This window comes from Corynebacterium callunae DSM 20147 (assembly GCF_000344785.1).
Classification (GTDB): Bacteria; Actinomycetota; Actinomycetes; order Mycobacteriales; family Mycobacteriaceae; genus Corynebacterium; species Corynebacterium callunae.
This window is the reverse complement of record NC_020506.1, coordinates 2,069,431-2,081,449: the sequence shown is the minus strand read 5'-3', so window position 1 is coordinate 2,081,449 and position 12,019 is coordinate 2,069,431. Positions and strand designations below refer to the sequence as shown.

The following is a 12,019-nucleotide window of genomic DNA, read 5'->3' as shown; positions in this document are numbered from 1 at the left end:
AACTCTACCTCTTTGACAGCTAATTGGAATGTTAAGTGTCAATTAATCATGTATAGGGGGTACACACTACGCTGGAGGGTATGTCAGTTTTTGGTGTGTATATTCATGTGCCGTTTTGCTCAACAAGGTGCGGTTACTGCGATTTCAACACCTATACTGCAGGTGAGTTAGGTACATCTGCGGGTCCAGATAGCTATCTGGACGCATTGGAAGTGGAATTGGAAATGGCTGTGGCTTCCCTGGAGAACCCACAGGCTGCGGAAACCATTTTCATCGGGGGTGGCACGCCCTCGCTCATTGGAGCCGCTGGCCTCACCCGGGTTCTTAATGGAATTCGCAATACTTTTGGCATTGCCCCGGGCGCGGAAATCACCACGGAATCAAACCCTGAGTCCACCTCTCCAGAGTTTTTTAGCCAGCTTAAAGAGGCTGGATATAATCGAATTTCTTTGGGCATGCAGTCGGCGTCGTCAAGCGTTTTAAAGGTCTTGGACCGCAAGCACACCCCGGGGCGCCCAGTCGCGGCGGCCAAGGAAGCAAAGGCTGCGGGCTTTGAACATGTCAATTTGGACATGATTTATGGCACGCCAACTGAAACCGATGATGATGTGCGTGCCACTTTGGATGCCATTTTGGAAGCCGATGTGGATCATGTTTCTGCCTATTCCCTGATTGTGGAAGATGGCACTGCGATGGCCCGCAAGGTTTCTAAAGGCGAGCTGCCTCAGCCGGATGAGGATACCTACGCAGACCGTTATGAAATTATTGATCAGCGCCTGCGCGCCAATGGTTTTGATTGGTATGAGGTGTCCAATTGGGCTAAGCCAGGTGGGGAATGCAAGCACAATATGGGCTATTGGGTTGACGGTGACTGGTGGGGTGCAGGCCCCGGCGCGCACTCTCATATGGGGGATCGCCGTTTTTATAACGTCAAGCACCCCGCTCGATATGCCGCCCAGATTGCTGCGGGTGAGCTGCCGATTAAGGAAACTGAGCACCTCAGCGCCGCAGATCATCACACTGAGCGAGTGATGTTGGGCTTGCGTCTAAAGCAGGGCTTGCCACGCGAAATTTTCTCGGCTGCGGCGCATCCAGTTATTGAACGCCATATTAAGGGCGGCTTGTTGCAGGTGACGGCTGCCGGCAATATTGCGGTGACCAGTGCTGGGCGTTTGCTTGCCGACGGGATCATCGCCGATATCCTCTTAAGTGAAGAATCCTAAAAGCTCAAAAAGATTAGTAGGGTAGCAATCATGGCGAACTCAACGGAAAAGCGCAGATACGAAGTATTAAGGGCTATCGTTGCGGATTATATCGCCTCCCAGGAGCCGGTTGGATCCAAATCACTTCTGGAGCGACATAAGCTCAACGTTAGCTCTGCAACGATTCGCAATGATATGTCGGTTTTGGAATCAGATGGCTACATTGTTCAGGAGCATGCCAGCTCTGGACGTGTGCCCACCGAAAAGGGCTATCGCCTTTTTGTGGATTCCATCCATGACATCAAACCGCTTTCCCTGGCAGAACGCCGTGCCATTTTGGGATTTCTTGAAGGGGGAGTGGATCTAGAGGATGTGTTGCGCCGTTCGGTGCAGCTACTTTCCCAGCTCACTCATCAAGCCGCAGTAGTGCAACTACCCACTCTTAAAACCGCGCGGGTAAAACACTGTGAAGTGGTATCCCTTTCACCAATGCGTCTGCTGCTGGTTCTTATTACTGACACCGGCCGAGTAGATCAGCGCAATGTGGAATTAGAAGAACCTTTAGCTCCAGAAGACGTTAATGTCTTGCGCGATCTAATCAACGGCACCCTTTCAGAAAAAACTCTTACTGCTGCTTCGGCTGCTTTGGGGGAATTGGCCTCGCGGGCACCTTTGGAAATCCGCGGGGCGTTAAGGCGCTGTTGTGATGTCTTGGTTAATACCTTGGTTGATCAGCCCTCTGATCGGCTGATTTTGGCCGGTACCTCCAATTTGACCAGGCTTAATAGAGAGACCTCGGCAACATTGCCTATGGTATTGGAAGCTTTAGAAGAACAAGTTGTCATGCTCAAATTGCTTTCTAATGTCACTGACCTAAAACAGGTGCGAGTGCATATTGGCGGGGAAAATGAGGATGTGGAGTTGCATAGTGCTTCGGTGATTACCACCGCTTATGGTTCTCAGGGCAGTGCTTTGGGTGCTTTAGGTGTGGTGGGCCCAACATATATGGACTATTCGGGAACAATTTCCAAGGTTTCAGCCGTTGCTAAGTATGTTGGTCGTGTGCTCGCAGGAGAATAGGTTGCGGGTATAATAAACCACTTGTTTCATAATCTTTTTTTGTCAGTTTTTCATCCTCTAAATTAACCAAAGGAAGTATCACCCACCGTGGCACGTGACTATTACGGCATTCTCGGAATCGATCGCAATGCAACCGAGTCAGAGATCAAGAAGGCGTACCGAAAGCTTGCCCGCAAATACCACCCAGATGTGAACCCCAGCGAGGAAGCAGCGGAGAAATTCCGTGAGGCTTCGGTAGCTCATGAGGTACTCACCGATCCAGATAAGCGCCGCATTGTAGACATGGGTGGAGATCCCATGGAACAAGGTGGCGGCGCCGGCGCTGGTGGCTTCGACGGCGGATTTGGTGGCGGTGGCCTGGGCGATATTTTTGATGCCTTCTTTGGTGGCGGAGCAGGTGGCTCCCGTGGACCTCGTTCCCGCGTTCAGCCTGGCAGCGATACCCTATGGCGTACGTCCATCACCTTGGAAGAGGCTTTTAGTGGCGTGAAGAAGGATCTCACCTTGGACACTGCCGTGCTGTGTACCAAGTGCCATGGTGCCGGATCTGCCTCCGATAAGAAGCCAGTTACCTGTGGCACCTGTAATGGTGCCGGTGAAATCCAAGAGGTACAGCGCAGCTTCCTGGGCAATGTGATGACTTCTCGCCCTTGCCATACCTGTAATGGCACCGGCGAAATCATCCCTGATCCTTGTGATGAGTGCGCAGGAGATGGTCGCGTCCGTGCCCGTCGCGATATTGTAGCTAGTATTCCAGCCGGCATTCAGTCAGGTATGCGCATCCGCATGGCTGGCCAGGGCGAAGTTGGTGCTGGTGGCGGTCCTGCCGGTGACCTCTACATTGAGGTAATGGTGCGTCCACACGCAGTGTTCACCCGCGATGGTGACAATCTGCACGCCAGCATCCGTGTTCCAATGATCGATGCAGCTTTGGGTACCGAGCTAGAGGTGGAATCCCTTAATGGCCAGGAAGTTAAGATCAGCGTTCCTGCAGGTACTCAGCCCAACGACGTGATTACTTTGGACGGCGAGGGCATGCCACGGCTGCGCGCTGAGGGCCAGGGCGATCTCATGGCACATGTGGATCTGTTTGTACCTACTGATCTGGATGATCGCACCCGCGAATTGCTGGAGAAAATCCGCAGCCACCGCAAGGATAATTCCTCGGTACACCGCGAAGGCGAAGAAGCTGGATTTTTTGACAAGCTGAAGAATAAGTTCCGCAAGTAATGTCGCTTCCTGTCTTCATTTCCGACACCACGGCCGCCGTCGGCGAATTAGCCACCCTCAGTGGCCCGGAAGGCCGTCACGCTGTCACCGTTAAACGCATAACGGTGGGGGAAAAGATTACGCTTATCGACGGCCGTGGCACCGCGAGAACCTGTACGGTTCAGGCCCTCAGCGGTAAAGACCGCATGGATGTGATTGTGGATTCGGTGGACCAAGTTCCACTGCCAAATCCACAGGTCACCATTGTGCAAGCCATCCCCAAATCGGAGCGCTCTGAGCTGACCATTGATCTGCTCACCCAGGGTGGCGCCGATAAAATTGTGGCCTGGCAGGCGAGCCGTTGTGTGGCTAAATGGGCAGGAAAAGAAGCAAAATCCTTGGCCAAATGGCAGGCAGCCGCGGAAGCGGCTGCCAAACAATCACGGCGCTCAACCATCCCTGAAATCAGTGGGGTGGCAGCGGCGGAGGACGTCGAAAAGCTTATCGACGACGCAGACCTGGCAATTATCCTGCATGAGGAAGCAACCGCGGCGATTCGAGAATTAAATTTTTCGGGCAATGTGGTGGTCATTATTGGCCCAGAAGGTGGCATTGCTCCGGAGGAAATCGCCCGTTTTAGTGCGCGCGGAGCACATTCCGTCAAGCTTGGACCCGAAGTCTTAAGAACAGCCTCAGCAGGCATGGTGGCTTTGGCAGCCATCGGTGTACTCTCTGAGCGCTGGTAGTGTTAATTCAAATAAAATCCATCCCAGAAAGCAGGCGAATACAGCACTGTGACCGCCCCGCGAAGCACCCGCACCGATGTGGTAACCACGATCTACAACCTAGAGCGTGAATATGCCCAGACTGTATTAGGTATTCATGATGAAAACCTGCGCGTTCTAGACAACCAAATTGATTGCGATATCCACGTCCGAGGTACCCGCATTGAACTCACCGGCCCTATCGTTGAGGTGTCGCGTGCCGGAAAGATCTTTGACGAGTTGCAAGCCATTGCGCGTCGCGGCCATGTGATCAGCCCTGAAACGGTTAAAAATGTCATCAGCATTATCAACGTGGAAACTCCGCAAACCGTGTCGGAGATTCTTACCGGTGACATTATCGCCCGTCGTGGCAAGGTAATTCGCCCAAAAACCTTAGGTCAAAAGTCCTATGTGGATGCCATCGATGAAAACACCATTGTCTTTGGACTGGGACCCGCAGGTTCCGGTAAAACCTACTTGGCGATGGCAAAGGCTGTGCAAGCTCTGCAAGCCAAGCAGGTTAGTCGCATTATTTTGACGCGCCCTGCTGTGGAAGCAGGCGAGAAACTGGGCTTTTTGCCGGGCACGCTTAATGAAAAGATCGATCCTTATCTACGTCCCCTGCATGATGCACTGCGCGATATGGTCGAGCCCGAGGTTATTCCAAAGCTAATGGAAGCCGGCATTGTGGAAGTTGCGCCACTTGCTTATATGCGTGGCCGCACCCTAAACGATGCCTTTGTGATCCTCGATGAGGCGCAAAATACCACTCCTGCGCAGATGAAAATGTTCCTTACCCGACTGGGATTTGGTTCCAAGATGGTGGTAACTGGCGATATCACGCAGGTTGACTTGCCCGGTGGCCAGAAATCTGGTTTACGCTTGGTGCGTCATATTCTCCGCGATGTTGCTGATGTTCACTTCGCAGAATTGCATTCTGCCGACGTGGTTCGCCACCAGCTGGTGGGACGCATTGTGGATGCTTATGAAGATTATGAAGATTTAGAAGCAAAGCGTGCTGCGGAGCGGGCTCGTGCTCGTGAGGAAGCTCGAAAAGAATCCCGAGAGGAATCTAACTAATGAGCATCGAAGTTTTTAATGAATCAGGTTACGACGGCGTAAATGAGGAAATGCTCATTGACGTGCTTTCCTTTGCCCTCGGCGAAATGGATATTCACCCTGATGCCGAAGCCTCAATTCACATTGTGGACCTGGAAACCATCGCTGATCTGCACCTAAAGTGGCTGGATTTGGAAGGCCCAACCGATGTGATGAGCTTCCCCATGGATGAGCTCACCCCAGGCTATGCTCGTCCGGATGGTGCAGATTTAGGCCCTTCGATGCTTGGCGATATTGTGCTGTGCCCAGAGTTTGCTGCCAAGCAAGCTGAAAAAGCTGGCCATGATCTAGCCCATGAATTAGCTTTGCTCACCGTGCACGGCAGCTTGCATCTGCTGGGTTATGATCACGTTGATCCAGCTGAGGAGCGCGAGATGTTCGCATTGCAAAATGAACTCTTGGCTGATTGGTATGACAACGTTGAGGCGCGTGGAATTAAGTTCCAGCCAAAGCCTTCAGGCGCGGGTGCTTTCCCCACTGCAGCTGATCGCTTGGACCTGGATGAACAGATGAATGCTGATCATGACGCTTTTGCAGAGCCTACTGCGGAGGACAAACCTTAAGTGGACGACTATGTCATTTGGTTAGGCATTGCGACGGTTTTGGCGCTGACGCTCTCGAGCTTTTTCGGAGCAGTGGAATCAGCACTGTCTATGGTCTCGCGGGCGCGCGTAGAACAAATGCATAAGGATGAAGTAACCGGCTCCGCGGCCCTACTTCATGTTATTGATTCTCGAGCTGTGCATATCAACATGCTCGTCATGTTGCGCACTCTTCTGGATTCTTCTGCAGCGGTGTTGGCAGGCGCAATTGCCATTAGCGTTATTGACAATTGGGCTTGGGGAATCGCTGCTGCCATTATCAGTGTTTCCCTAGTTACCTTCGCCGTAGTGGGTGTTTTTGGCCGTACTGTCGGTAGGAAAAACCCCTATACCGTGATGCTGCGCTCAGCAGTAATGCTCGGTATTTTTGCCAAGATACTGGGTCCACTGGCTCGCTTGCTGATTTGGGTGGGCAATATCATCGCACCTGGTCCAGGCTTTAGAAATGGCCCTTACGCCACTGAAGTGGAACTGCGCGAAATGGTTGATATCGCCCAGGAACACGGCATTGTGGAGATAGAAGAAAGGCGGATGATCCAATCCGTTTTTGATCTCGCCTCCACCACGGTGCGCCAGGTGATGGTGCCTCGTCCGGAAATGATCTGGATCGAATCCGGTAAAACTGCAGGCCAAGCCACAGCGCTTTGTGTGCGTTCCGGTCACTCCCGTATCCCAGTTATTGGTGAAAATGTCGATGACATCATCGGCATTGTGTACCTCAAAGACCTGGTGCAAAAAACTTACTATGCTACCGATGGTGGACGTTCAGTAACTGTTGATGAGGTCATGCGTCCAGCTACCTTTGTGCCAGATTCCAAGTCCTTGGATGCCTTGCTGCAGGAAATGCAGGAGGAACATAACCACATTGCCATCTTGATTGATGAATACGGTGGCGTTGCTGGCCTGATTTCCATTGAAGACATTTTGGAAGAAATCGTGGGCGAGATCGCCGATGAATATGACAACCGCGAAGTAGCTCCGATTGAAAAGATCGGGGAGCGTACCTACCGTGTGGTGTCCAGGCTTTCTTTGGAAGATCTACAAGATTATATTAAAGAAGAATTGGAACAAGATCTAGAATTCTCTGAGGAGATCCAAGATCAAGTGGATACCGTCGGTGGCCTTATTGCCTTTGAGCTAGGTCGCGTGCCATTACCAGGGGCAACTGTGGAAAGCTCGGGCTTAAAACTAACTGCCGAAGGCGAGCGAAATCGTCGCGGACGTTTGCGTATGCACTCGGTGGTGGTCGTGGTCTCAGAACCTGGCGAAGTAGAAGATGAATAACGATCTATAAAATAGATGGGGGAATCGGCCCCCAAAGGGACTATGCTTGGAAGACCAAGGTAAATAGTCCCTTTTGTTTTATCTGCAGCACAAATTTTTTTGGGGTGCGACAGTGCAAGAGGGGGAGAACTATTTCGAACATCCCCAAATCAGTTAGAGGATTTATGAATTTTAATGACACCCCTGAAGGTTTCCGTTCAGGTTTTGTCAGCTTCGTTGGACGCCCAAACACCGGCAAATCAACGTTGACCAACGCCCTGGTGGGCGAAAAAATTGCTATCACCGCAAACCAGCCCGAGACCACTCGCCACCCTATTCGCGGTTTGGTACACCGCAAGGATGCGCAGATCATCGTGGTAGACACCCCAGGTTTGCACCGCCCCCGCACCTTGCTGGGCGAGCGTCTCAACGAGGCAGTAAAAGACACCTATGCAGATGTTGACCTCATCGGATTCACCATCCCTGCCAATGAAAAAATTGGTCCTGGCGATCGCTGGATCCTGGATGCTGTGCGCAACGTTTCCCCTAAGACCAAGATCTTGGGCATTGTCACCAAGGCGGACCGTGTGTCCCGTGACTTGGTTGCGGCCCAGCTCATGGCTGTCCATGAGCTTCTCGACGGAAAGAGCGAGGTGGTACCGGTTTCGGCTACCTCCGGCGAAAACATTGAGACCTTGATTGAGGTCATGACCAGCCAGCTTCCTGAAGGACCAAAGTTCTACCCAGACGATCACCTCACCGATGAAGATAGCGATACCCGCATCTCTGAGGCCATCCGCGAGGCTGCACTAGCTGGCCTTAAAGATGAACTTCCACACTCAATTGCCGTGGAAGTTGATGAGATTCTGCCGGATCCAGAACGCAATGGAGTTTTGACTGTCCACGCTATTATTTATGTGGAACGTCCTGGTCAAAAGGATATTATTGTGGGTCGCAATGGCCAGCGCCTGGGTCGAATCATCCACAATTCTCGCAAGGATATCATCAAGATTCTGGGCCAAAATGTCTTCTTGGATCTGCGTATTAAGATCTTGAAGAACTGGCAGTCCGATCCAAAGGCACTTAACCGCCTCGGATTCTAAACAAAGTTAAAGGTAAGCGGTGCGTAGGGAAAGCTTTAGAGATAGAGCACTGGTGGTGAAGACCCATGATTATGGGGAAGCAGACCGCATTATTGTCCTACTCACGCGCGACCATGGCATGGTTAGAGCTGTAGCCAAGGGAGTACGTCGATCTAAATCGAGGTTTGGCTCCCGGCTGCAGCTCTTTGTTGAGCTTGATGTCCAGCTGTATCCCGGCCGTAATCTGGCCACCATTTCTGGCGCAGATACTGTGGCCTATTATGCCTCCGGCATTATTGAGGATTTCACCCGTTATTCTTGTGCTTCGGCAATTTTAGATATTGCAACCCAAATTGTGGGCATGGATGAAGACGCCCATCTTTTTGCGGAAACCACCCGCGCCCTACAAGCTATCCAAGATGCCGAACATCCCGTTTTGGCCTTGGATGAGTTTATTTTGCGGGCGATGAATCACGCCGGCTGGGCACCAAGCCTTTATGACTGTGCCGCCTGCGGTCGCAGTGGCCCGCACACTGCCTTTCACCCCGGAGCTGGGGGAGCGGTGTGCCTTTACTGTAGGCCACAAGGCAGCGCCGAGGTATCTTCTGAAACTTTGCATATGATGTGGCTGGTGGCAAATGGGCAACCGCTGCGCGTAACTGCCGAACATCCTGAGCTGCAGGCCACTGTGCATCGTCTGGCTACGGCACATTTGCAGTGGCATATGGAAAGGAAGCTGCCTACTTTGGCAGTACTAGACCAAGCTTAAGTGCGGTTCATGGCACAATGGTTCTTTGTGAGCGAATTTGTGAAACCCGATATTCCTGCCAAGTTTCTACCCAAGCATATTGCTTTGGTGATGGACGGCAATGGTCGCTGGGCCACGGAGCGCGGTATGAAAAGAACCGAAGGCCACAAACGTGGCGAGGCTGTGTTGATGGATGTGGTGGATGCCTGCCTAGAACTGGGTGTTCCTTATCTTTCTGCCTATGCTTTCTCCACCGAGAATTGGCGACGTTCAACCGATGAGGTTCGCTTCCTCATGGGCTTTAACCGAGATGTTTTGCGCCGTCAGCGTGATGTTCTAAATGCAAAGGGCGTGCGAGTTCGCTGGGTAGGCCGTCGCCCAAGGCTGTGGCGTTCGGTTATTCAGGAGCTGGAAGCTGCTGAAGAGTTAACCAAAAACAACACCAAGATGACACTTGCCATGTGTGTTAACTATGGTGGTCGCGCTGAAATTATTGATGCCACCCGTGAGATCGCTCGTTTAGCAGCGGCTGGGCAATTGCGCCCTGAGCATATTAATGAGAAAACCTTCTCCAATTTCCTCGATGAGCCGGATATGCCCGATGTGGATCTTTTCCTGCGACCCTCGGGCGAAAAGCGCACTTCTAACTTCCTGCTTTGGCAGTCTGCTTATGCAGAGATGGTCTACCAGGATAAACTCTTCCCAGATTTCACCCAACAGGATCTTTTTGATGCGGTTCTCGAGTACGCTCAGCGTGATCGTCGCTTCGGAAGTGCCTAAAAATGAATCAGGATCAGCCAACCGCCCAACAAATTAAACGGTGGCGTGGCTACCTAGCTAATGAACGAGCCGAGGCCGCCGCCTACCGCGGCCTCGCCGATCGGCGTCAGGGTGAGGAGCGGGAAATTCTGCTTGCCCTGGCTGAGGCCGAAGCTCGCCACGAGGCTTATTGGTTAAATAAGCTTGGCGACGCCGCCCTCAATCCCCCGCGGGCTGATCTAAAAACGAGGCTCTTAGGTTTTCTAGCCCGTCGTTTTGGTTCAGTTTTTACTCTTGCTTTATTGCAATCTGCTGAATCTCGAAGTCCCTATGACTCCGACGCAGATGCCGCCAAACAAATGTCAGCAGATGAGAGAATTCACGCTGAGGTTGTCCGAGGCCTAGCCAGCCGTGGTCGGGAAAGAATGAGCGGCAATTTTCGAGCTGCAGTCTTTGGTATTAACGATGGGCTGGTCTCCAATGTTGCCTTAGTCATGGGTGTGATGGCCAGCGGTGTTGCACCGCAGGTGGTAATTATCACCGGTGTATCAGGGCTTTTGGCGGGTGCATTATCTATGGCTGCGGGCGAATTTATCTCGGTGCGTTCCCAAACGGAGTTACTTGATGCCTCCACCCCAGATCCCAAAGCTCATGAAGTTATTGGTGAACTTGATGTGGAAGCAAATGAACTTGAGTTGGTATTCCGGGCTCGTGGCCTTAGCGAGGCTGAAGCGCGGGAAAAGGCTGCTGGGGTGTTCCTCAAGTTTGAAAATCAACAACGCATTAAGTCCAATACGCTAGCCGATCCAATTGTTCATGATGCAGGTTCGGCACGCTCAGCTGCACTTTTTAGCTTCTGTGCTTTTGCTTTAGGTGCTTTTATCCCGATCCTGCCTTATCTCTTAGGCATGGATCAGCTGCCAGCAGCGGTAGTATCGCTTCTCCTGGTTGGTATCTCTTTGATGGCAACCGGTGGCATTACTGGTGTGTTATCTGGAAAGCCACCTGCATTTAGAGCGCTGCGCCAACTCGGAATTGGTTATGGCGCAGCGCTAATTACCTATGTACTGGGCTTAGCTTTTGGAATGGTGCTTTAGCGACAGTTCTGGCAGAGGCCAAAAATCTCTGCTTCATGGCTGCTGACACTAAAACCATTCTCCCGTGCGACTTCCTGAGCCCAAGTTTCTACTGGTCCACCGTCAATTTCAACGGTGCGCCCGCAGTTAGTGCACACCAGGTGATGGTGATGGCCGGCTGCATGACACTGCCGATACAGCGTTTCACCACCGGTGACGTTGAGAACATCAACGGCACCTATTTCTGCCAAGGATTGCAAGGTGCGATATACCGTGGTGAGACCAACCGCGTGGTCCCGGGTGGATAACTCAAGGTGAATTTCCTTGGCCGAAGCAAAGTTATCCATGTTTTCCAACACATCCACTACAGCTTTGCGCTGTCGGGTGCTGCGGACCCCCAACTTTGGAGTGGAGCTTTGCTTAATAGCCATCGGAAGTCCTCCTCAACATGAATTTTGTTTAGTGGAAGTCTACACTTGCTCAGATTTTGCAGCTTTGAGAGCCAAGCTGAAAATATCCATGACCAGAGGCTCAGCCAAGAAGTATGTCATTTGACGGCCTGTTCGTTCTGCTTCCACCACATGCGCGGATTTAAGAACTTTAAGATGCTGGCTAATGAGTGGCTGTGAGCTATCAAGGCGTTTGACTAGTTCATGCACAAAATGAGGTCGCTCATTGAGGGCCAGCACAATTTCAATGCGCAGCGGGGAATCCAATGCTCGGATAACATTGCCCAGCAAAGACACTTCTTTGGTGTCAAAATTGGTGGATATCTCAGGGCTCAGCTCGCCATAAGAATGAGAGCCATGGCCATCATTTGCGGATCTAAAGAAGTTGCGTGTGGAGTTCGGAATCATTTGAAGACCTCATTCCTATAATGAAATCCTGTGGTTAGGAATTTCAGGGAACTAGCACAGAAATATACTAGGTTTTTATATAGGGGTTATTAAAACCCTTTTGTGCACCTTCCTTTTGTCACAAGGGCTTTTATAATTATATCGTGTATTTATTGTGCTAATTGAATAACGTGCAAGTTTTTCTTTGTTCAGTGATTTCTGCCGAATAGAGATGTATATGAGCAGAGAGCGGGATAGCTAGCGCTGAAAATTTCTAAA

Annotated in this window: 13 protein-coding genes; 11 read left to right on the top strand and 2 right to left on the bottom strand. The window is 51.5% G+C overall.

The window, feature by feature from the left end; genetic code table 11:
* Positions 1 to 80 precede the first annotated feature (80 nt).
* From hemW to H924_RS09700, 11 genes are all read left to right on the top strand, one after another.
* Positions 81 to 1,223, top strand: coding sequence for a radical SAM family heme chaperone HemW (gene hemW / locus H924_RS09750; RefSeq protein ID WP_029703656.1), 1,143 nt, complete (start codon positions 81 to 83; stop codon positions 1,221 to 1,223).
* A gap of 30 nt (positions 1,224 to 1,253) precedes the next feature.
* A complete protein-coding gene (hrcA, locus tag H924_RS09745; protein ID WP_015651797.1) occupies positions 1,254 to 2,282 on the top strand; it encodes a heat-inducible transcriptional repressor HrcA in 1,029 nt (342 codons plus the stop codon).
* 87 nt (positions 2,283 to 2,369) lie between these two features.
* Positions 2,370 to 3,512, top strand: a complete 1,143-nt coding sequence (dnaJ, locus tag H924_RS09740; protein ID WP_015651796.1) for a molecular chaperone DnaJ — start codon at positions 2,370 to 2,372, stop codon at positions 3,510 to 3,512.
* Complete coding sequence (locus H924_RS09735; protein WP_015651795.1) at positions 3,512 to 4,237, top strand: 16S rRNA (uracil(1498)-N(3))-methyltransferase; 726 nt, start codon at positions 3,512 to 3,514, stop codon at positions 4,235 to 4,237. The genes dnaJ and H924_RS09735 overlap by 1 nt, the downstream gene beginning before the upstream one ends.
* A gap of 78 nt (positions 4,238 to 4,315) precedes the next feature.
* A complete protein-coding gene (locus H924_RS09730) occupies positions 4,316 to 5,335 on the top strand; it encodes a PhoH family protein (protein ID WP_404825334.1) in 1,020 nt (339 codons plus the stop codon).
* A complete protein-coding gene (ybeY, locus tag H924_RS09725; RefSeq protein ID WP_015651793.1) occupies positions 5,335 to 5,937 on the top strand; it encodes an rRNA maturation RNase YbeY in 603 nt (200 codons plus the stop codon). Before H924_RS09730 ends, ybeY begins: the two co-directional genes overlap by 1 nt.
* Positions 5,938 to 7,260, top strand: coding sequence for a hemolysin family protein (locus tag H924_RS09720; RefSeq protein WP_015651792.1), 1,323 nt, complete (start codon positions 5,938 to 5,940; stop codon positions 7,258 to 7,260).
* 164 nt (positions 7,261 to 7,424) lie between these two features.
* Positions 7,425 to 8,342, top strand: a complete 918-nt coding sequence (gene era, locus H924_RS09715) for a GTPase Era (RefSeq protein ID WP_015651791.1) — start codon at positions 7,425 to 7,427, stop codon at positions 8,340 to 8,342.
* 19 nt (positions 8,343 to 8,361) lie between these two features.
* The gene (gene recO, locus H924_RS09710; RefSeq protein WP_029703654.1) at positions 8,362 to 9,090 is read left to right on the top strand and encodes a DNA repair protein RecO; all 729 of its coding nucleotides are present in this window, start codon (positions 8,362 to 8,364) and stop codon (positions 9,088 to 9,090) included.
* Between the two features lie 9 nt (positions 9,091 to 9,099).
* Complete coding sequence (locus H924_RS09705) at positions 9,100 to 9,849, top strand: isoprenyl transferase (RefSeq protein ID WP_015651789.1); 750 nt, start codon at positions 9,100 to 9,102, stop codon at positions 9,847 to 9,849.
* 2 nt (positions 9,850 to 9,851) lie between these two features.
* A complete protein-coding gene (locus tag H924_RS09700; RefSeq protein WP_015651788.1) occupies positions 9,852 to 10,925 on the top strand; it encodes a VIT1/CCC1 transporter family protein in 1,074 nt (357 codons plus the stop codon).
* Here the strand turns inward: H924_RS09700 and H924_RS09695 are convergent.
* Both H924_RS09695 and H924_RS09690 read right to left on the bottom strand, forming a co-directional pair.
* On the bottom strand, positions 10,922 to 11,335 hold the full coding sequence (locus H924_RS09695; protein ID WP_015651787.1) for a Fur family transcriptional regulator: 414 nt from the start codon (positions 11,333 to 11,335) through the stop codon (positions 10,922 to 10,924). The two genes, H924_RS09700 and H924_RS09695, sit on opposite strands and share 4 nt — an antisense overlap.
* A 39-nt stretch (positions 11,336 to 11,374) precedes the next feature.
* Positions 11,375 to 11,761, bottom strand: coding sequence for an ArsR/SmtB family transcription factor (locus H924_RS09690; protein ID WP_015651786.1), 387 nt, complete (start codon positions 11,759 to 11,761; stop codon positions 11,375 to 11,377).
* Positions 11,762 to 12,019 lie beyond the last annotated feature (258 nt).